The 21,876-nt window shown below is 36.1% G+C and carries 14 protein-coding genes; 9 read left to right on the top strand and 5 right to left on the bottom strand.

What is annotated here, in order from left to right:
• Nucleotides 1-23 precede the first annotated feature (23 nt).
• The 4 genes from G7034_RS11180 to G7034_RS11165 form a co-directional block, all read right to left on the bottom strand.
• Entirely contained in the window at nucleotides 24-251 is a 228-nt protein-coding gene (locus G7034_RS11180) for a hypothetical protein (protein ID WP_166401043.1), read from the bottom strand.
• 317 nt (nucleotides 252-568) lie between these two features.
• Nucleotides 569-1,471 (bottom strand): AEC family transporter, encoded by a 903-nt coding sequence (locus G7034_RS11175; RefSeq protein WP_166401042.1) that lies wholly within the window; start codon nucleotides 1,469-1,471, stop codon nucleotides 569-571.
• Nucleotides 1,472-1,474: 3 nt separating this feature from the next.
• Entirely contained in the window at nucleotides 1,475-3,178 is a 1,704-nt protein-coding gene (gene recJ, locus G7034_RS11170; protein ID WP_166401041.1) for a single-stranded-DNA-specific exonuclease RecJ, read from the bottom strand.
• Between the two features lie 2 nt (nucleotides 3,179-3,180).
• Nucleotides 3,181-5,928, bottom strand: coding sequence for a PD-(D/E)XK nuclease family protein (locus G7034_RS11165; protein ID WP_166401040.1), 2,748 nt, complete (start codon nucleotides 5,926-5,928; stop codon nucleotides 3,181-3,183).
• A 610-nt stretch (nucleotides 5,929-6,538) separates the two neighbouring features.
• Between G7034_RS11165 and G7034_RS11160 the strand changes: the two genes are divergently transcribed.
• The 9 genes from G7034_RS11160 (at nucleotide 6,539) to G7034_RS11120 (ending at nucleotide 18,407) form a co-directional block, all read left to right on the top strand.
• Nucleotides 6,539-7,069 (top strand): HD domain-containing protein, encoded by a 531-nt coding sequence (locus G7034_RS11160; protein ID WP_166401039.1) that lies wholly within the window; start codon nucleotides 6,539-6,541, stop codon nucleotides 7,067-7,069.
• A 146-nt stretch (nucleotides 7,070-7,215) separates the two neighbouring features.
• Nucleotides 7,216-8,553 (top strand): DNA recombination protein RmuC, encoded by a 1,338-nt coding sequence (locus tag G7034_RS11155; RefSeq protein ID WP_166401038.1) that lies wholly within the window; start codon nucleotides 7,216-7,218, stop codon nucleotides 8,551-8,553.
• Between the two features lies 1 nt (nucleotide 8,554).
• A complete protein-coding gene (locus G7034_RS11150; RefSeq protein WP_166401037.1) occupies nucleotides 8,555-11,008 on the top strand; it encodes a type I restriction-modification system subunit M in 2,454 nt (817 codons plus the stop codon).
• Nucleotides 10,999-11,415 (top strand): ORF6N domain-containing protein, encoded by a 417-nt coding sequence (locus G7034_RS11145; RefSeq protein ID WP_223177626.1) that lies wholly within the window; start codon nucleotides 10,999-11,001, stop codon nucleotides 11,413-11,415. Before G7034_RS11150 ends, G7034_RS11145 begins: the two co-directional genes overlap by 10 nt.
• The gene (locus G7034_RS11140; protein WP_166401036.1) at nucleotides 11,412-12,113 is read left to right on the top strand and encodes a virulence RhuM family protein; all 702 of its coding nucleotides are present in this window, start codon (nucleotides 11,412-11,414) and stop codon (nucleotides 12,111-12,113) included. The genes G7034_RS11145 and G7034_RS11140 overlap by 4 nt, the downstream gene beginning before the upstream one ends.
• Nucleotides 12,110-13,411, top strand: coding sequence for a restriction endonuclease subunit S (locus G7034_RS11135; protein ID WP_166401035.1), 1,302 nt, complete (start codon nucleotides 12,110-12,112; stop codon nucleotides 13,409-13,411). Before G7034_RS11140 ends, G7034_RS11135 begins: the two co-directional genes overlap by 4 nt.
• A gap of 120 nt (nucleotides 13,412-13,531) precedes the next feature.
• Entirely contained in the window at nucleotides 13,532-14,659 is a 1,128-nt protein-coding gene (locus G7034_RS11130) for a Fic family protein (RefSeq protein WP_166401034.1), read from the top strand.
• Complete coding sequence (locus G7034_RS11125) at nucleotides 14,660-17,692, top strand: type I restriction endonuclease subunit R (protein ID WP_166401033.1); 3,033 nt, start codon at nucleotides 14,660-14,662, stop codon at nucleotides 17,690-17,692.
• The gene (locus G7034_RS11120; RefSeq protein ID WP_166401032.1) at nucleotides 17,682-18,407 is read left to right on the top strand and encodes a M48 family metallopeptidase; all 726 of its coding nucleotides are present in this window, start codon (nucleotides 17,682-17,684) and stop codon (nucleotides 18,405-18,407) included. The genes G7034_RS11125 and G7034_RS11120 overlap by 11 nt, the downstream gene beginning before the upstream one ends.
• Before the next feature lie 42 nt (nucleotides 18,408-18,449).
• Here the strand turns inward: G7034_RS11120 and mfd are convergent, their stop codons facing one another.
• Nucleotides 18,450-21,830 (bottom strand): transcription-repair coupling factor, encoded by a 3,381-nt coding sequence (gene mfd / locus G7034_RS11115; protein ID WP_166401031.1) that lies wholly within the window; start codon nucleotides 21,828-21,830, stop codon nucleotides 18,450-18,452.
• Nucleotides 21,831-21,876 lie beyond the last annotated feature (46 nt).

Here is a 21,876-nt window from a genome sequence, read left to right as displayed (position 1 = left end):
GTGTATAAAAGTTTTAGTAGTGTTTAGTTAATTTCAGCTTGATTAGGCGCATCTTCATACCAATCATCAAATGTTTTTTGAGTTTTATAATCGTCTGTTAATACTTTATAAACCATCAATAAAACCAGTCCTTGACCAAGAATGCTCAAGTAAAAAACCCAGTTAAAAGGTAAATTCATAACTGCCATTATGGTCACTGTAATCAAAACAAGTGTAGTTAAAACTACCAAAAACATAGCTGTATTTTTCATAGAAACTTTTTTGTTTAAAGTTAATAGATAATAAATAAACTTGCGTTAAGGGGAAGTTATAATGTATTAAGTAAATAATTGCAAACTTCAGCTTACAGATTTTTTTTACTTCTTAATTAACTTCTTTCGTCAAACCTCTCCTTCTCTGCTGTTGAGTTCTACAAAATAAACTCCTGATGAATGGTTTGTAGTTCTTATTAACCGTATGATAATCAAAATTATATTTCCTCAAATACAATGGATTATACCAGTTATTATTTGAAGTTACTGGAAACAAAAGGGCGTTTTATTACGGTAATTTTAATTGATAAATGGTATTACCCCCCTAAATAAAAAAACCATAAGTAGGTGGTAAGCAGAGAAAGCGGTATGCCAATAGCAGCAAACATACTGGCTAAATTGGGTCGTAATTTGTATTCAGTGGCTAATAAAACTCCTGTAATCATGGGTGCCATAGCGGCTTCTACAACAGAAACTTGTAGCACCAAATTGATTTCACCAATTAATTGTAAATACAGTAAGTAAATCAGTAATGGTGCGATTAATAGTTTATACGTCAAACCAATACTAAAAGGTAAAAATTCAAAGTTTTTGGTTTTCCAAGTCAGTTGTGTGCCAATGGAAAACAGAGCCAGTGGACTCAAGGTAGAGCCAAGTTTTTCAAAAGCAATATTTAAGCCATCGGGAACCTCTATAAAGGTCAATCCCAATGCAATTATAAATGCAATAAATGGCGGAAACCGAAGTATTTTAGCACCAATTTCTTTTGAATTTCCTTTTCCATATTGAAAATATAAGGCCGTAAAAATTCCTAAGGTGGACATCACCATAAACGAGCCAGCTTGATCGGCTAAAATCCCGTATTTAAGTGATTCTTCGCCATAAAAAAAGGTAAGAAGTGGGAAGCCTAAAAAGGAAGTGTTTCCCAATCCACAACATAAAATCAAACAACCTACCAAGTGTTTATGCCAACCCAATAGTTTACCGAGACTAATAAACAAAACAGCGGCTAATAAGAAAACCATCCACGGCATTAAAGCGGGATAAAGAATTTCAAAGTTGTAGTCAATATTAGGAATGTAGCGTAAAGATAATGCAGGTAGTGAAACATAAAAAATAAAAGCGTTTATTCCTAGGTGTGCTTTGGCAGGAAAGTTTTTGGTTTTGCTCAATAAAATCCCGCCTACCAAACACAATACAATAAGTAAAAAATTTCCCATACACTAATCTAAATTGGGCCTCAAATCTTTAATTCGTAACTGAATACTAGTATTCCCATTCCATTCATTTTCATCTAAACAACAGATGATATCAACCGGTTGGTAATTACTCAGATACTTGAGCTGGTCACCTAAACCAAATCCTATTCCACCCATTCTGGGGCCTGTTTGGCTTTGAAATAAGTTGCATTTCAAATGTTCCATTTCCTTTCCTACAGCTTTAGCGTAACCCGTATCTTTAAGGCCTTTAATCAAAAAATTAGGACTTAAATTTCCTGGGCCAAAGGGGCCAAATTGCTTCAAGATTCGGAAGAATTTAGGCGTAATGTCTTCTAAATTAATGCATAAATCGTAATTCAGTTCAGGTTCTAAAAGCTTCGGGTCAATTTGGTCTTTAACAACTTCTTCAAATTTATTTTTAAAAGCAACGTAATTTTCTTCTTTCAGGGTTAATCCTGCAGCGTATTTATGACCTCCAAATTGTTCAATAAATTCAGCACTTTCTTCTAAGGCATTATAGACATCAAAGCCTTTAACCGAACGTGCCGAAGCGGCTAACTTCTCACCCGACTTCGTAAAAACCAAAGTTGGACGATAGTAAGTTTCTGTTAATCTACTAGCCACAATACCAATTACACCTTTGTGCCAATCTTCTTGATAAACTACGCTTGTAAAGCGTTTTTGTTCGTTGTTTTCTTCAATTTGAAGCAAGGCTTCTTGCGTGATGCTTTTATCGGCTGTTCTTCGTTCATTGTTAAAAAGCTCAATGTCTTTAGCCATTTTTAGCGCTTTTTCTTCGTCTTTTTCAATGAGTAATTCAACTGCGTGCAAGGCATGTTTCATTCGCCCTGCGGCGTTAATTCTTGGGCCAATAATAAACACCACATCGGTAATGCTAAATTCTTTCTTTTTAGATTGGGCAATAATGGCTTTGAAACCCGCTCTGGGTCGCGTATTCAAAAGCTGAAGTCCGTAACTAGCTAAAATTCTATTTTCTCCAGTAATGGGTACAATATCCGAACCAATAGCCGTAGCTACTAAGTCTAATAAAGGAAGTAAATCTTCAAATTTTTCTCCTCGTTTTTCTTGAATGGCTTGTGCTAATTTAAAGCCTACACCACAACCACAAAGTTCTTTGTAAGGGTATTCACAATCACTTTGTTTAGGGTCTAAAACGGCCACGGCATCTGGAATTTCGTTGCCTGGACGGTGATGATCACAAATAATGAAATCGATGTTTTTTTCTTTGGCATAAGCTATTTTATCAATGGCTTTAATACCACAATCTAAGGCAATGATGAGGCTTACTTCATTTTCTGAAGCAAAATCAATGCCTTGAAAAGAAACCCCGTAACCTTCTGCATAACGATCGGGAATATAAAGTACCAAATTTTGGTAAAATTGCGTAAAAAAGCGATCCATTAAGGCAACACTGGTGGTTCCATCCACGTCATAATCGCCATAAATCATGATTTTTTCGTGATTTTGAATCGCTTTGAGAATACGATTTACCGCTAGTTGCATGTCTTTCATTAGCCAAGGTGAATGCAATTCATCTAAGTCAGGCCGAAAGAAACTTTTGGCTTCTTCAAAAGTTGAAATGCCTCGTTGAGCTAAAAGTTGAGCAATGTTTTGATCTACGTTCAACACTTTTTGCAAGTGCTGAACTGTTTCTGGATGAGCTTTAGTTTGGGAAGTCCAACGCATAATTATAGTTCTTTTTCAGTGAATGGAATTTCAGGATTTAAGATTTCGCAAATTAAACTCTTTAAAAGAGTGGTGAACGTTGTTTTGGTATGTTCATCAAAACTATCGGAAAGAGTTTTTCTTCCTGACTTCAGTTGGTAATTCATAAAACCTTCCTTAAGGTTTTTAAACGAAATAATGCCGCTTTTAATTTCACCTTGAAGTTTATTTTCCATAATTAAACTGTAAAATAACACCTGAAAAACTTTACTTTTACTGAAGTCTTCAATTAATAAATCGAAATCCGAAATACGTAAATCGGCGGCTTGTACATTTCCCGTTTTATAGTCAATAATTCTAAAAACGCCATCTACTTGGTCAATTCTATCGGCTGTTCCTCGAAGTTGTAGTTGCGTATTCAAGCCTTTTATTTGGAAATTGATTTGCGCTTTTTCTTCTAAACTCACCAACTTGACTTCCGATTTTTCAACCAACTTTAGTTCGTTTTTTAAAAACCGCTGACATTGATTTTTAGCCATTTCAAAAACCAGTAAATTTTTCCCTCTAAAAATGGCCTCTTCATTAAATTGCTTTTGAAACTGAAGCAATAATTCTTGGTCCAGGTTTTTCTGAATGCGTTGTACCATTTCTGCAGTAATATGCTTCCCGATGTAGTTCTTGTAAAGATTTTCTAAAGTTTGATGAACCACATTACCGTAAACACGATAAGAAACTTCTTCTTCAATTTCTTCGGATTCGCGAATTTTAAGTACGTATTTTTGATAAAAATCAATGGGATTTCTGATGTAGGTGGTTAGTGCTGAAGGCGAAATTCCGTGAGCAAATAAATCTTTTAGTTGACTGATTATTGCTGGACTTTTTTCTACTTGCTGAAGTTTTTTTGGAAACACCTGCGCTTTCATGCCCTCAACTTGATGCGAAATAGCATGAATTTCTTGGGAGTAAATTTCTAATTGCTTAATAAATCTACTGGCTTCCGATTTTTCCATTCCAGCATTATCATTATTATAAGTGAGATATACTTTTTTAGCGCGCTGCAATAACCTAAAAAAGTGGTAGGCATAAATAGCATCTTTTTCTTTGTAAGTAGGAAGCTTGTAGCTGATTTTTAAATCGAATGGAATAAAGGAATTTTGCGATTTTCCTGCGGGCAGCACGCCTTCATTTACGCCTATAAAAATAAGGTTTTCAAAATCTAAAACCCGTGTTTCTAAAACCCCCATAATTTGCAAACCACGATCAGGATAGCCTTTAAAATCTAGGGTTTCTGACTGAAGTGCATCCTGATAAATTTGCTTTAAACTTCCTAAATTATCAATATAATCATGCTCTTCGGTAACATTTATTAGCTTCTGAAACAAACTATAAAAGGAAAATAAATACGCTAATTGAAGCTTGTTTTCTTGCTGAAATGCTTTTAAAAACAAACACACATCGGTAGTCATTTTTAAAAAAGAAGCTGGCGAAGTTGCTAATTGATTAAAGAGTAATCTTATTAACTTTTGATAAGCGGCTGAAGTTTTTGCTGAAAGCTGAAGTAGTTCCTTGCTTGAAATGACCAACACATTTTCATTTTTAAAATGAGTCTCAACAATTTGAAAATCTTTGGAGAATGCTTGTTTTAAAATAGGATGTGCCAATAATTGAAGTACATCTTTATAAAAAAGTTGTGTTTGGTCTTGTTGATGAATCTTAAGTAGAATTTCAAAAAAACTAGCTAACGGAGTTTGACCTAAAGCTTGCCCCATAGTAATATTCACCTCTTTGATGTGATCTGGTATAGCGTTGAGTAGCGGTTGGAGTAAGTTTTCATCAGCCAATACAATAGCTGTTTTACCAAGTTCTTCTTGATTTAATTCGTTTAAAATTTGCCCTACAAATTTTACTTGCCCAACTTTACGTGGAGTTCCAACAATACTAATTGCTTTTTTTTGAACAAACAAATTGCTTGAAGCCTGGATATTACGACCAAGCTTAGAGAGCCATCGTTCTTGATGCTGCTGCATAAAATAATGCACGGGAAAGTTTTTATTTTCCCAAAAATACTGATCAATATCCCAAAATACTTCTGCTTTTTGGTCTTGCATAGCCGTTTTAAAAATTTCCTCCTCACACTGATTTAACGCGTTGAAACCAATAAAATGAATTTTTTCTGTACGTTGTTTTAAATAATCAGGAAGTTTTTGCAGCGCTAACTGATAAGCCATACCTTGATAAGCCTGATTTTTTTCGCTGAGGTTCTTTCGTAAACTGTGGTAATATGTGGGAAGTTGATTCCAGAATTCGTAGTAGTTTTTAACTAATTCAGTAGCATTGTTTCCGCCAAAACGTTCAATTTCTTTAATGGCTTTTAGATTGCCAAAAAACTGAGAAGCATCAATGTTAAATCGGTCTATCTCATTGAAATCGCCTAAAAGTGATTGACTCCAATTATAAACTACATCAAAAGTTTCTTGTTTATTAGGGGGGGTTAAATCTTGGTAAACTTCAAAAAAAGCAAAACTAGTTTTCAGCGAATCGATAATTTGTACTTCGGCAATTTCTTCAATAAAATCTTCAATACTGAAGATATTAGGCATTAAAAAAGGCGCGTTAAAATGCGTGAGTAATCTACGTTTAAAAAAACCAATAGCCCTTCTACTTGGCAAAACAAAAGTATAGTGCTGTAAATCATCAAGTTTTGGAGCGTGTTTTTCAATGTAATAATCAATAAAGCTTTGCATATCTCGGCGGGTAATTGTGAAGTTCAAATTTAAGGTTTTAAATTTTTTTTGCCTAAATTTTATAAATTAAAATAAGGAGAGTAATTGTAATGACTCAAGTGAAGCCTTATTTATTTGTAAGATAAAGCAAAACATGAAAAACATTCTATAAGTAAATGATGTAATTACTTCAGTTGCTGTATTGATTCTGTTTCAATTTACCTCATCAAGAATTTGTTTGGAGTCAAAGGCTTTTGATAAGAATTCACCTGTTTCCTTATCATAAGCATTTTCTTTTGTAAAGAAAATCTGTTTTTTTATACATAATCACCTATATATCAAATAAAAGTGACTATTGTAAAAAGATTTAAACGGTAATAGACTTTAAAAGCTATAACGACTGGATAGTGTTCGTGTTGAATGGGATCGTAGAGACTGCAAAAGACTACATTAAAATCATCTTGAGAATTATGTTGGTTGGAAAACTAAATCCAAACAGCACTTGGTGTATTGAAGTAAAGTATAGCGTTTAAAATCTATTCTTACTAAATTGACTGATAAATAAATCATGACTCTACTATTTAAAAACTAAGATGGAATACTTCTTAACTAAAAATAAAATCATAACTTTGGCTACCATAGATAAACAATAAAACTTATGTTAGATCAATCTATTTATCAAAAAGCCATCAAGTTTGCCGGAGAAAAGCACCATCAGCAAAGAGTACCGGGCAGCCAAGCAAATTACTTGTTACACTTATCTAATGTGGCCATGGAGGTGATTACAGCTTATATGCATGAACCTGATTTCGACCTCAACCTAGCCATACAACTAGCCTTATTACACGATACCATTGAAGATACAGAAACATCTCCTAAAGAAATTGAAGAAAACTTTTCGCCTCAAATTGCTGAAGGCGTTGCTGCTTTAACCAAAGATAAAAGCATCTCCGATAAATTGGCTAAAATGAAGGATAGCTTAGAACGTATAAAGGGCAGCTATAAAGAAGTAGGCATTGTAAAATTAGCTGACCGTATAACAAACCTACAGCCTCCACCCCATACATGGAATATAGAAAAGATAGAAAAGTATAAAGAAGCAGCAAAACTAATAGCTACTGAATTAAAGGGCAGAAATGCTTATTTAGATCAGAGAATTGGAAGTAAAATTAGTGAATATGCGAAGTAGATTTTGAAAGATTTTAATGATTAAATAACTCATTACTCATCTATTACTAATTAACCTCTTGTATTAAAATAGGTGTAATTAACATTTTCTAATCTTGACATTATTTGACAAATCGTTTACAGACATTTGGAAAAAAATAAACAACAATGGAAATTATTGCTATCATTTTATCAGCTTTATCGCTTATTCTCTTAGTCATTTTACTCCTCAAAAGTAGTAAAACCGATACTTCCCCTATCATTGAAGCAATGCGTAGTCTGTTACAAAACGAATTGAAAGAAAACAGAACCGAGCTTTCTGCTGCCTTAAAAGAAAATCGTCAAGAACTATCAGACGGATTAGATAAACTCACGCTAAAGCTTGATGAAAAGCTCACCCAAATTAGCGAAGGACTCAATACAAACGCCAAAGCAAACCGTGAGGAACTCACCAATTCACTCAAAGATTTTAGTACTATTTTCACCAAAAACGTTAAGGACTTCAACGACCTGCAAAAGCAGAAGTTTGATGCTATGGCGATCAAACAAGATGAGTTGGTAACATCTACCGAATTAAAGCTGGAGAAAATGCGTGAAACGGTAGATGAAAAACTGCATAAAACACTGGAGGAACGCCTTGGACAATCCTTTAAACTAGTAAGTGAACGTTTAGAAGCGGTGCAAAAAGGACTGGGTGAAATGCAAAACCTAGCTAATGGTGTGGGCGACCTTAAAAAGGTATTGAGCAATGTGAAAACACGTGGCGTATTGGGTGAAATCCAATTGGGTAACATCTTGGAGCAAATTATGGCGCCTGAGCAATATGAGGCTAACGTAAAAACCAAAAAAGGCTCTAACGACCATGTGGAGTTTGCAATAAAACTTCCCGGCAAAGACGAGCATGGTAAAGAGGTCTATCTGCCTGTGGATGCCAAATTTCCACAAGAAGCTTATGTACGATTACAAACGGCTTACGATGAAGGTGATGTTGCGGGTGTTGATGCTGCCAACCGTGCCTTGGTACAAAGCATTAAAAAATTCGCAAAAGATATTCGAGATAAATACATTGACCCACCAAATACTACCGATTTTGGTATTATGTTTTTGCCAATTGAGGGCTTGTTTGCCGAAGTCGTTCGCCAACCTGAAGTTGTGGCTATGCTTCAACGTGAGTATAAAATCATAGTAACTGGGCCAACTACTTTGGCTGCTATGCTAAATAGCCTACAAATGGGCTTTAAAACTTTAGCTATTCAAAAACGAAGCAGTGAAGTGTGGCAAATTTTAGGTGCGGTTAAAACAGAATTTGGTAAGTTTGGTGGGGTGTTGGAAAAAGCACAAAAGAAACTAAACGAAGCCAATAAAGAATTAGATGCATTGGTAGGTACGCGGACCCGAATGATGTTCTCTAAATTGAAAAAAATTGAAGAACTACCAACGGCTGAAAGTGTTGATTTGCTGGGAGAAACACTAGAAATAGAAGACGATAATAACGAAGAAAAATAAAATGGCCATAAAAAAATCAGAATTATATTCTTCCTTATGGGAAAGCTGTAATGAACTAAGAGGCGGTATGGATGCCTCACAATACAAAGATTATGTGCTCACCATGCTATTTGTGAAATACGTGAGTGATAAGTACGCTGGTGATCCTTATAGTTTGATTGAAGTACCTGAAGGCGCTTCTTTTGAAGACATGGTCAAGCTGAAAGGACAAACTGATATTGGCGACCGCATCAACAAAGAAATTCTTAGGCCCTTATTTGCAGCCAATGAGCTGGAAGGCTCGATGGAGATTGCTGATTTCAATGATGATGATAAACTGGGTGAAGGCAAAGAAAAAGTAGATCGACTATCAAAACTCATCGCCATTTTTGAAACGCCTGCATTAAACTTTAAAGATAATCGTGCTGAAGATGATGATATTTTAGGCGATGCCTACGAATTTTTAATGCGTCACTTTGCTACCGAATCTGGAAAAAGCAAAGGACAGTTTTATACGCCTTCAGAAGTATCTCGTATTCTTTCCAAAGTGATAGATGTTGACAAAGCAGACAAACCTTCTTATACAGCGTATGATCCCACTTGTGGGTCGGGTTCCCTGTTGTTGAAAGTGGCCGATGAAGCCCCAAACGGACTTTCGCTATACGGACAGGAAAAAGACATCGCCACCAAAGGTTTAGCCATTATGAATATGTGGCTGCATGGTTATGCAGCTGAAGCGAAAATTGCCGGTAAAAACAGTATTTCTGATCCGCAATTCAAAGAAAATGACAAACTTAAGCGTTTTGATTTTGTCGTCGCCAATCCCCCGTTTTCTGTAAAGAGCTGGTCTAATGGTATTGTTCCTATGGACGACCAGTATCGCCGTTTTCAGGGCTTTGGTGTGCCACCGGATAAAAATGGAGATTATGCCTTCTTGCTGCACATCATAGCTTCACTAAAAAGCACAGGAAAAGCGGCGGTTATTCTACCGCATGGTGTCTTGTTTAGAGGAAATGCAGAAGCTGAAATCAGACAAAATATACTAGAGCGTAAGTGGATCAAAGGCATTATTGGTTTGCCAGCAAACTTGTTTTATGGCACCGGGATTCCCGCCTGTATTATCGTCATTGATAAGGAAAACGCTGAAGAGCGCAAAGGTGTATTTATGATTGATGCTAGCAAAGGGTTTATCAAGGACGGCAACAAAAACCGTCTGCGTGAACAGGATATCCATAAAATTGTAGATGCCTTTAACCGACAGTGGGAAATTGATAAATTTTCACGCTTTGTGTCTTTTGAAGAAATAGAGAAAAATGAATTTAATCTCAATATCCCCAGATATATAGACACCCAGGAAAAGGAAGATATTCAGGACCTGAATGCGCACCTCAGCGGCGGTATCCCCAAAGCAGATATTGACGAATTATCTGAATACTGGACGGTTTACCCAACTATGCGGAAGGAATTATTCCAGCCGCTTCGGGAAGGCTACATGAAACTATCCGTGCCAAAAGAAGAGGTAAAAGCACATATTTTGAACCACTCCGATTTCGTGAGCTACAACGAGAAAATCAATCTGATTTTTAATGAATTTAAATCTGATAATTTAAAACGACTTCACAGCATTAACAAGCAAACCAAGCCTAAGCAATTTATACACGAGTTGTCTGAAGATTTATTGCTTAAATATGCTGAAAAGCCCTTGATTAACCGCTATGAAGTTTATCAGCACATCATGAATTACTGGGCAGAAACCTTAAAAGATGATGTTTATATTCTTATTGAAGACGGTTGGGTAGCTAAAACCAGACGTATTATAGAGAAAGGAAAAACTGGAAAAGAAAAAGACAAAGGCTGGACCTGTGATTTAATTCCGAAAGCATTAGTAATTAATCGGTATGTAAAGGACGAAAAAGATAAGTTAACCAGTTTAGAAACTGAACTTGAACAGGTTGAAGCCGACTTATCCAGTTTGGAAGAAGAACATTCTGCTGAAGAAGCCGCTTTTGGGGAATTGGATAAAATCAATAAAACTGAAGTTAATAACCTCATCAAAACACTTAAAAAAGAAGAAAAGCAAATGCCCCTAGCGGCAGAGCCAAGCGAAGAGTACGACACAGAAAACGCCAATCCTTTAGCTATTGCTGAAAAATGGATAAAACTTTACACCAAAAAACTTCAACTCAAAAAAGACATCAAGGTACAGGAAAAAACCTTAGATCATAAAACCTTTGAACACTATGCTAAGCTAACCGAAGATGAGGTTAGGCAATTAGTGATTGAAGATAAATGGATGAGCAGATTACAAACTGACATCCAGTCTGAAATTGATGCTATTTCCCAACGCCTAACAGGCAGAATTAAAGAACTAGCCGAGCGTTATGCACATACCTTAGATGAACTGGACCAGGAAAACAAAACACTAGAAGACAAAGTTTCTAAACACCTGAAAAAAATGGGATTGGTATGGAGTTAATACAACAAGACCATAGACAAGAAAAAATATTCACCATAAGAAGTTTTCAAGTAATGCTAGACAAGGCCTTAGTGTCATTCTATGGTGTTAAACCAATTGGACTTCGTGAGCAAGTAAAAAGAAACCCCAACCGTTTTCCTGATGATTTTGTGTTTGTATTGACAGAGCAAGCTGTGGCAGCAGTTTCAGGGGTGATTAAAAACGAAAAAGCAGATGAAGTTAGTGTGGCTATAGCTAGAGCTTTCGTTGCCATGCGCAATTTTCTATTGAACGTCGCCTCTGTATTTCAGCACCTCGACCAAATGGAACTCAAACAACATAAAACAGATGAAAAGCTAGAACAAATTTTTAAAGCCTTTTCCTTACTGAAAAATAATTATTCACACTTTACCTATCCACTGCGATGAATAACGAAATAGTATTATATCGTCCAGATGAACTCGCTGAGCATATTGAAGTTAGACTCAAAGAGGATACGGTCTGGTTAAGCCAAGAACAGTTGTCTCAACTTTTTCATAGAGACCAATCAGTTATCTCGCGACACATTAGAAATGTTTTTAAAGAAGGTGAACTGGATGAAAAAAGCAATATGCAAAAAATGCATATTCCAAATTCTGATAAGCCTGTAGCATTTTACAACCTCGATGTCATCATCTCAGTTGGCTATCGCGTAAAATCAAAACAAGGTACCCAATTCCGTATTTGGGCAACAAATGTACTTAGGGATTATTTGCTGAAAGGTTATGCACTTAACCAACGAATGAACAGAATAGAAAACAATTACGAAGACCTGAGCAAAGAAGTAAAGCAAATCTCCCTGCAACTCAAAACGCAAGAACTACCCACACAAGGCATTTTCTTCGATGGGCAAATTTTTGATGCCTACACCTTTACCTCAAACATCATTAAAAAAGCCAACCAACAATACAACAACACTTTTGAACTGCACGAACACAAAACAAGCCACGACCGTTTTCTGATTATCGACCAAAAGGAACTCTATCATTTGGGAGCTTCTATTAAAGACTTGGGAAAGAAATGGTTTGCCTTTTCACGTATGGATAGCCTTTGTGCCGCACTACTAGAAAAATTAGAGATAGCATGAAGGTAGCAAATAATAACATAGGCGATGCCCAGAGCTTACCAAAGGGCTATAAACAAACTGAAGCTGGTTTGATTCCTGAAGATTGGAACGTCGAAAAAATTGAGTCAGTTTGTAAAGTGGTTGGCGGAGGAACACCGAGTACGACAATTCCGAAGTATTGGAATGGTGCAGTAAATTGGTTTACGCCAACTGAAATAGGAGGATTGAAATATGTAAGTAAGAGCAGAAGAAAAATATCAGAGGAAGGACTCAAAAACTCCTCCGCTCAAATTTTACCAATTGGAAGTATATTAATGACAACAAGAGCTACAATTGGGGACCTTGCAATTACTACATTACCAGCAACAACAAATCAAGGTTTCCAGTCTTTAGTTCCAATAAGTATTGAAAAAAATTACTTGTACTATTTAATGCAGACTAAACATAAAGAGTTAATTGAAAACGCTAGTGGTAGTACATTTTTGGAAATAAGTCCTAGAAAAGTTAAAAATATATTCATTCAATTACCATCATCTAAAGAAGAACAAAAAGCCATAGCCACGGCCTTAAGTGATGTTGATGCGTTGATTAGTAGTTTAGACCAGCTCATCACCAAAAAGAAAGCCAACAAACAAGGCGCCATGCAGGAGTTGTTGACGCCGCCTGTTGAAGGCGGTAAGCGTTTGCCAGGGTTTGATGGGGAGTGGGAGGAGAAGAGATTGGGGGAACTGATTCATGATTTTCAAAATGGATATGGTTTTTCTGCTCAAGGCTACCAAGATAATGGTGTGCCAATATTAACTATGGCTCAGATTGGTTTGCAAGGTCAATTTCAATTTAATGAGAATAAAATTAATTATTGGGACAAAAATGAATTGAAAAACTTAAAAGATTTCGTCTTAGAAAAAGGAGATTTAATAATGTCCATGACGGACGTAACACCCGATAAAAATTTAATTGGAAGAATGACTATAATTGAAAGAAATGGACCTTTTTTTCTTAATCAACGAGTAGGTCATCTTCGTATAAATAAAGATTTAGTCAATCCAATTATTTTGAAGCAATTGTCAAACATGAGAGAATGGAGGATGTATTCAAAAGCTATTGCCTCACTCGGAGTGCAAGCTAATATTGGTACGACAGATATTAAAAATGGAGTATTTACACTTCCTCCTATAAAAGAGCAAAATGCAATTGCAGAAGTTTTATCAGATATGGAAAATGATATTAAATTTTTAGCGATTAAAAAAGCCAAATACCAGCAAATCAAACAAGGCATGATTCAGGAGTTATTAACGGGGAAAATTAGGTTGGTATGAGAAAGCAAAATGTAAAACTAATTAACCAAAACAAAGAATCACTTAATTAACTAATTCATTATTTAAGTTTTTAGGTGATTTCCTTAAATAAGACTATATTTGTTTAAGTAAATATACAACATGGATAAATTTACAGCAGGGCAATATATTAATCAAGGCTACTATAAAAGCTTTCAGCCTCATCGCATCAACAGAGATTGGGAGCTGTCTGATATGGAAATCATTGGCTTATTGAGTAAGGCAGATCGGCAGTTAGGTCGGTTGGATATGTATTCTGAATATGTAAATATTGATTTATTTATCCGCATGCACATCGCCAAAGAAGCCACGCAGTCTTCAAAAATAGAAGGCACTCAAACCAACATGGAAGAGGCTTTTCTCACTAAGGATGAAGTGGCGCTGGAAAAACGAGACGATTGGGAGGAGGTACAAAATTATATTCAAGCCATGAACGAAGCGGTGAAATCATTACATACCTTGCCGTTTTCTTCACGTTTAATTAAAAAAACACATCAGACCTTATTACAAGGCGTTCGTGGTACAAACAAACTTCCTGGAGAGTTTCGAAAATCTCAAAACTGGATAGGCGGAGCGTCGATTAATGATGCATCGTTTATTCCTCCGGTACATACTTCTATTGGTGAGTTAATGTCAGATCTTGAACATTTTGCGAACAATGAACTGAATCATTTACCCGACTTGATTAAAATAGCAGTCATTCATTATCAATTTGAAACCATTCATCCTTTTCTGGATGGTAACGGAAGAGTAGGACGACTTTTAATCACACTTTATCTGGTGGATAAGGGGATTCTTAAACAACCTATACTTTACCTCTCGGATTTTTTCGAGCGAAACAGATTATTGTATTATGATAACTTGATGCGTGTAAGAACCAACAACGACATCAATCAATGGCTTAAGTTTTTCCTTACAGGGATTATTGAAACAGCCAAAAAAGGAGTAACTACATTTGACGGAATAATGCAGCTTCAAAAAACACTGGAACTTAAAATTGAAAGTATGGGAAGTAGGAGTGGCGATGCCAAAAAGGTAATCGATTATTTATATACCCAACCGGTTATAGAAGTAGCACGTGTGGAGAAAATTATTCAAAAGTCAAATGTAACCGCATACAAATTGCTAAATACCTTAGAAGAAAAAGAAATACTAAAGGAAGTTTCCGGAGCACAGCGAAATAAACTCTATGTTTTCAACGAATACATAAACCTTTTTAAAATTGACTAAATGAACACAATCGGCAAATCAGAACGCAGCACCCAAAACCGGATAGTTCAGCTATTTCAGGATAAGCTGGGTTATACCTATCTAGGGAATTGGGAACAAGAAGTAAGAAACCAACCTGTAGAAGAAGGTTTACTTAAAAACTATTTAACTGCGCAAGGCTATTCAGAAACTGAAGCCAAGAAAGCAGTCAGTAAATTTATGAAGGCTGTAGTTAAACTGGCAGATGGTCTGTATGATGCCAATAAAAAGGTATATTCCTTGTTGCGTTACGGCGTCAACATTCGTAAAGAACAAGGGGAAGCCAAAGAGAACATTCAGCTTATAGATTGGGAAAATCCTACCAACAATAATTTCGCTATTGCAGAAGAAGTCAGCGTTTTAGGAGGAAATCACGATAAACGTCCCGATGTTGTTTTATATATCAATGGTATTGCACTCGGGGTTATTGAATTAAAAAATAGCCGTGTTGATGTGTCTGAAGGCATTCGCCAAAATCTAGATAATCAAAACGCTAAATTTATTCAGAGTTTTTTCACGACTCAACAGTTGGTTATGGCTGGGAATGATACGCAAGGTTTGGTTTATGGAACCATAGAAACTCCAGAGAAATATTACCTGACCTGGAAAGAAGAAACCTCAGAAAATTATGATTATGTATTAGACAAACACATTTGTCAGCTTTGTAAAAAAGAGCGTTTTCTGGAACTTATACATGATTTTGTGGTATTTGATAAAGGCACAAAAAAACTTTGTCGCCCCAATCAGTATTTTGGTGTAAAAGCTGCTCATGATAATGTTCGGGATAACAAAGGTGGAATCATCTGGCATACGCAGGGTTCAGGCAAAAGTTTGACTATGGTCTGGCTGACCAAATGGATTAGAGAACATATAGAAGATAGTCGAGTCCTCATCATCACCGACCGGGAAGAGCTGGACGATCAGATTGAAAAATTATACGATGGCGTAGGTGAATCTATTTACAGAACAAAAAGCGGCAGAGATTTATTAAGCGTTTTAAATGAAAAAAAAGAAATGCTTATCGCCAGCTTGGTTCACAAATTTGGGCGCAATAGCGAAGAAGGTGACTTTGAAAGCTACATCAAGGAACTCAAAAAAGAACTGCCCAGTGATTTTGTAGCCAAAGGAAATATCACCGTTTTTGTAGATGAATGTCACAGAACACAATCTGGAAAGTTGCACGACGCCATGAAAACCATATTGCCTGATGCCTTATTTATTGGTTTTACAGGCACGCCTTTGTTCAAAAAAGACAAGCAGAAAAGTATTGAAGTATTTGGTCCTTTTATTGGCAATCCTTACAAATTTGATGAGGCCGTAGAAGATGGCGTAGTGCTAGATTTACTATACGAAGCAAGAGATGTAGAACAGTTTGTCACCGATCAACAATCTATAGACGACTGGTTTGAAGCAGAAACAAAAGGCTTGATGGACGTAGCCAAAATAGAACTGAAAAAGAAATGGGGAACCATGCAGAAGGTTTTGGGTTCAAAATCAAGACTGGAACATATTGTATTTGACATTGTTAAGGATTTTAAACTCAAACCAAGATTAGCCAGTGGAGAAGGAAACGCTATGCTCGTCTCAGGTTCAGTCTATCAGGCTTGCCGTTATTATGAATTATTTCAAAATGCTGGATTAAAGAAATGTGCAATAATCACCTCATACCAACCCCATCATGCTGATATCAAAGGTGAATCAACTGGAGTAGAAACTCCTACAGAAAAGGCATTGAAATACGACATTTACACTAAAATGTTGAATGGAAAATCTACTGAAGAATTTGAGGCAGTCGCAAAGCACAAGTTTATTCATGAACCACAAAAAATGCAATTATTGATTGTTGTCGATAAGCTCTTGACTGGTTTTGATGCGCCATCAGCCACCTATTTATACATTGATAAAAAAATGCAAGATCATGGACTTTTTCAAGCTGTATGTCGTGTGAATCGTGTAGCAGACGAAAGTAAAAAATACGGTTATATCATTGATTACAAGGATTTATTTAAAAGTTTGGAGAAGTCAATTAGTGATTATACCTCTGAAGCCTTTGACCAATACGATTCTGAAGACGTCAAAGGGTTATTGGTGGACAGGGTTGAAAAATCAAAAGAAAGACTGGAAACCGCACTAGAAACGCTTAGGGCTTTGTGTGAACCCGTTTTTCCTAAAGAAGAACATCAGTTTATTAGATTCTTTTGTGGGAATACAGAAAATAAAAATGACTTAAAAACCAGAGAGCCTAAGCGGGTTGAATTGTATAAAGCAGTAGTAGCTTTAATTAGAGCTTATGCAGAAGTTGCCAACGAAATGTATAAGTTAGGGTACAGCGAAAAAGAGTCATTAGAGATAAAGAATGAAGTGAAATACTATTCAGATTTAAGAGATACCATTAAAATAGCCAGTGGTGAGCAAATTGATTTGAAAACTTACGAGCCAGGTATGCGAATGCTTATGGATATGTATATCGATGCCAAGAGCAGTAAAAAAATATTAGATTTTGATAACCAAAGTTTAGTCGATTTGGTAGTTAATGTTTCTGAACCAAAAGAAGAATATCAAAGCAAAAAACACAAAGAAGCAGTAGCAGAAACTATTGAGAATAATGTGAGGAAAGTGATCATTGAAGAACAGCCCACAAATCCAAAGTACTACGAAAAGATGTCTCAGCTTTTGGATGATTTAATCCAGCAGCGAAAAGATGAAATGTTGGACTATGAAGCGTATCTCAAAAAGATAAAGGAATTGGCGCAGCAAGTATCTGAACCAACAGGCGTCAAAAATTACCCAAATTCACTGGATAGTCAGGCTAAAAGAGCCTTGTACGATAACTTGGAACAAAATGAAGTACTTGCTTTGGCATTAGACAATGTGATAAACGCCAACAAACTGGATGCTTGGCGAGATGGTGGTATTCGGGAGAAAAAATTACGTTTAGCTGTTTTTGGTTTATTAAAAGATAAGGAGAAGACAAGCGAGATAATGGAAATTATAAAAGCCCAAAATGAGTACTAGTACAGAGGTGATTTCAGTTGCAAACATCGAAGTAGATGTGGTTAGGAAAGATATCAAGAATATGCATTTAGGCGTATATCCACCTAAAGGCAGGGTTAGACTTTCAGCACCGCAACAAACTGACCCGGAAGTTATACGCCTGTTCGCTATTTCAAAATTAGGCTGGATAAAAAAGCATATCAAGAATTTTAAAGCACAACCTAGGGAGTCCAAACGTATATTTAAATCTGGTGAAAGCCATTATTTTAAAGGCAAACGTTATCTTTTGGAAATTAAGGAGCAAGCAAAAAGCAACAAAATAGAGCTGGACGGAAAGAAGTTAATTCTCTTTTTAAAAAATAACCAGCCCATTGAAAAGCGAGAAAAAATTGTCCGTGAATGGTATAGAGCACATCTTAAAAGTATTTTGCCTGAACTGATTCAAAAATGGGAAAAGATTATCGGTGTACAAACCAAAGATTGGCAGGTAAGGTTAATGCGAACCAAATGGGGAGCCTGCAATATTGAAGACAAGTGCATTGTATTAAATCTAGAATTAGCTAAAAAGCCTGTGATTTGCCTAGAGTATATTATCGTCCACGAGCTGGTTCATTTACTAGAACGATACCACAATGATGTGTTCATCAAGCACATGGATACGTACATGCCTAAATGGCGTTTTCATCGAGATGAACTCAATAAATTACCAGTAGCCCATACGGATTGGGGGTATTAATTGGCTAAGGGAATTGAGTTCGGACATATTTTGTGTGACCCGCTACCTAGCCTCCTCTGTGGCTTCAAAAATTTGTAAACGTTCTAAGCCAGTGGCTAGGTTTTTCACTTGATCAAAGACAAGGAGTAACCGAAGTCCATTTCTCGTTTGTTTTTCTTTCATTCTACAAACATGAGGATGTTGCTGTACCGTTTGAAGTACTTCGCTAAAACGCTTACTTTGATAAAAACCTGAATGTTGATCAGCTATGAAATAACCTATCATTTTAGCTTGCTTCATCACAATTTTTTCCAAACCAATTGATGCAGCTATCCATTTAATCCGCAAGCTATTAAGTAAATCAATAACCTGAATGGGTAAATCGCCAAAACGATCTTTCAATTCGTTTTCAAAAGCCTGTAATTCTTCTTCGTTTTTTAATTGATTTAATTTGGTGTAAAGGTTAAGTCGCTCGGTAATATTATTAATGTAATCATCTGGGAAAAGAATTTCAAAGTCGGTGTCAATTTGTGCATCTTTTACAAAGACCTTTTCTTCATTTTGATTTTCTTCCTGATAAAGTTCTTTAAATTCATTTTCTTTTAATTCATCAATTGCCTCATTGAGAATTTTTTGATAAGTATCAAAACCTATATCATTAATAAACCCTGATTGTTCACCACCTAGTAAATCGCCTGCCCCTCTAATTTCTAGATCTTTCATAGCGATTTTAAAACCACTGCCTAGTTCAGAAAATTGTTCAAGCGCATTGATGCGTTTTCTTGCATCTACAGTCATAAGTGTTGGGTGTGGAGTAATTAAGTAGCAAAATGCTTTTTTATTACTTCGGCCAACTCTACCGCGCATTTGGTGTAAATCTGAAACCCCAAAATTATTGGCGTTATTAATAAAAATGGTGTTGGCATTGGTGACGTCCAAACCACTTTCAATAATAGTTGTAGCCACTAAAACATCAAATTCGTTATTAATGAAGCTCAACATTAGTTTTTCAAGTTTTTTTCCTTCCATTTGCCCGTGGCCAATACCAACTTTAGCATCTGGTACAAGCCGCTGAATCATTCCTGCAACTTCATTAATATTTTCAATTCGGTTGTTGATAAAAAACACCTGTCCGCCTCGTTGAATTTCATAAGTAACGGCATCTCTAATTAATTCCTCATTAAACCTTACTACATGAGTTTCTATGGGATAACGATTGGGAGGTGGGGTAGTTATGGTAGATAAATCTCGGGCAGCCATTAAGCTAAACTGTAGTGTTCTAGGAATTGGCGTAGCGGTTAAGGTTAACGTATCTACATTGGCTTTGATGGTTTTAAGCTTGTCTTTTACAGCTACGCCAAACTTTTGTTCTTCGTCTATAATGAGTAAGCCCAAGTCTTTAAACTTAATGTTTTTATTAACCAATTGATGCGTTCCAATAACAATATCTATTCGTCCATTTTCTAATTCTTCTAGAACTTGTCTGCGTTCTTTTGCTGTTCTAAACCGATTTAAATAATCTACACTTACCGGCAAATCTTTTAAGCGTTCAGTAAAGGATTGATGATGTTGAAAAGCCAAGATGGTTGTGGGTACTAAAACAGCTACTTGTTTTCCATTATCAACTGCTTTAAAGGCTGCGCGAATAGCTACTTCTGTTTTTCCAAAGCCTACGTCTCCGCAGACTAATCTGTCCATAGGCTGTGGACTTTCCATGTCTTTTTTCACGGCTTCCGTTGCCGAACTTTGGTCGGGGGTGTCTTCGTAAATAAAGGAAGCTTCTAATTCGTGTTGCAAATAAGAATCGGGCGCAAATTGGAAACCTTCTTCCAATCGTCTTTTAGCATATAGTTGAATTAAATCAAAGGCAATTTTTTTGACTTTTGTTTTTGTTTTTTGCTTAAGCGATTTCCAGGCTTTGCTTCCAAGTTTGTAAATTTTTGGTGGTTTACCATCTTTGCCATTATATTTAGAAATTTTATGAAGCGAATGAATGCTTAAGTATAAAATATCGCGTTCACCATAAACTAATTTAATAGCTTCTTGTTTTTTGCCTTCTACGTCTATTTTTTGAAGTCCGCCAAACTTTCCTATTCCGTGGTCAATATGGGTTACATAGTCGCCTACCTCAAGGCTAGTGAGTTCTTTCAGAGTAATGGCTTCTTTTTTAGCATAGCCACTTTTTAGCTGAAATTTGTGGTAGCGATCAAAAATTTGATGATCGGTATAGACAAGAATTTTAAGTTCTTGGTCTATAAATCCTTGATGAATAGGAAGCACAATGGGCTGATAGGCCACTTGGGTTTCCATGTCTTCAAAAATATCTTTAAATCGCTTGGCTTGTTGCTGACTTACGCAGGCAATATAATTAGTAAACCCCTTTTGATGATATTGGTTAAGGTGGTCAATAAGTAAATTAAATTGCTTGTTGAAAGAAGGTTGAGGTTCTGTGGCAAAGCGAATTACTTCTTCGGCTTTAAAAAAATGTCCTGTTCCAAATTCAACAACTTGCATGCCTTGCAGTTGTTTTTTAATTTCTTCTTCATTTAAAAACAAAGCCTCAGGATTGGCGTGATTTACCTCCTTAGAAAGTGTTTGAAAAGTTTCGTTAGCTTTTGTAAATAAGCGCGTAAGTTGACCACAAAGCAAGTCTAGGCTTTTTACAAAAACGAGGGTTTCTGATGGAATGTAATCTAAAAAAGACTGCCTTAACTCGGTGTGTTGTTTGTTTTCCATATTAGGCATAATGGAAATTTTTTTCTTTTGTTCTTTAGAAAGCTGCGTTTCTACATCAAAAGTACGGATGCTTTCTACCTCATCGCCAAAAAATTCTATTCGGTAAGGTTCATCATTGGCATAAGAAAAAACATCAATAATTCCACCGCGCACAGAAAATTCGCCTGGTTCGGTAACAAAATCAACCCGTTTAAAATGGTATTCAAAAAGCACTTCATTCACAAAGTCGATAGACAATTCATCTTCAATTTTCAGTTTTAAAATACTTTGGTTAAGCTCTTTTTTAGTCACCACTTTTTCAAAAAGGGCTTCGGGATAAGTAACTATAACTGAAGGTTTTTTTCTTGAATTGATTCGGTTAAGCACTTCTGAGCGAAGCAGTACATTTGCGTTATCGGTTTCCTCTCCAGAGATCGCTTCAGGATGATAAGCTCTTCGGTAGCTTCCAGGATAAAAAAGCACGTTTTTTTCTTCTAAAAAACTTTCTAAATCATTGAGGTGATAAGCCGCTTCTTCTTTGTCGTTGCAAATAAGTAAAAATGTGTTGTCGCTTTTTTTGTAAGCTTCTGCAAAGAAAAAACTCAATGCACTTCCCCAGATATTGTGGAGGTGAAACTTGGTCGCTTCTGCATTAGTAGAAGCTTTTTTTAAGAATTGTCTAAGTTGTTGCGAATCAGCAAACTTAGCTTGTATTTGTGCTTTACTCATGGGCGCAAATATAGGAGAATTTGACTTAGTTTACTTGTTCCTAAAG

It is taken from the genome of Psychroflexus maritimus (assembly GCF_011089875.1).
Lineage (GTDB): Bacteria > Bacteroidota > Bacteroidia > Flavobacteriales > Flavobacteriaceae > Psychroflexus > Psychroflexus maritimus.
The sequence above is the reverse complement of the archived record's forward strand: the minus strand, read 5'-3'. Positions and strand labels throughout refer to the sequence as shown.

Bases quoted from the DNA above. Each gene is read 5' to 3' on its own strand.
- G7034_RS11180 (WP_166401043.1), bottom strand. From the start codon at position 251: ATGAAAAATACAGCTATGTTTTTGGTAGTTTTAACTACACTTGTTTTG.
- G7034_RS11175 (WP_166401042.1), bottom strand. From the start codon at position 1,471: ATGGGAAATTTTTTACTTATTGTATTGTGTTTGGTAGGCGGGATTTTA.
- recJ (WP_166401041.1), bottom strand. From the start codon at position 3,178: ATGCGTTGGACTTCCCAAACTAAAGCTCATCCAGAAACAGTTCAGCAC.
- G7034_RS11160 (WP_166401039.1), top strand. From the start codon at position 6,539: ATGTTAGATCAATCTATTTATCAAAAAGCCATCAAGTTTGCCGGAGAA.
- G7034_RS11155 (WP_166401038.1), top strand. From the start codon at position 7,216: ATGGAAATTATTGCTATCATTTTATCAGCTTTATCGCTTATTCTCTTA.
- G7034_RS11150 (WP_166401037.1), top strand. From the start codon at position 8,555: ATGGCCATAAAAAAATCAGAATTATATTCTTCCTTATGGGAAAGCTGT.
- G7034_RS11145 (WP_223177626.1), top strand. From the start codon at position 10,999: ATGGAGTTAATACAACAAGACCATAGACAAGAAAAAATATTCACCATA.
- G7034_RS11140 (WP_166401036.1), top strand. From the start codon at position 11,412: ATGAATAACGAAATAGTATTATATCGTCCAGATGAACTCGCTGAGCAT.
- G7034_RS11135 (WP_166401035.1), top strand. From the start codon at position 12,110: ATGAAGGTAGCAAATAATAACATAGGCGATGCCCAGAGCTTACCAAAG.
- G7034_RS11130 (WP_166401034.1), top strand. From the start codon at position 13,532: ATGGATAAATTTACAGCAGGGCAATATATTAATCAAGGCTACTATAAA.
- G7034_RS11125 (WP_166401033.1), top strand. From the start codon at position 14,660: ATGAACACAATCGGCAAATCAGAACGCAGCACCCAAAACCGGATAGTT.
- G7034_RS11120 (WP_166401032.1), top strand. From the start codon at position 17,682: ATGAGTACTAGTACAGAGGTGATTTCAGTTGCAAACATCGAAGTAGAT.
- mfd (WP_166401031.1), bottom strand. From the start codon at position 21,830: ATGAGTAAAGCACAAATACAAGCTAAGTTTGCTGATTCGCAACAACTT.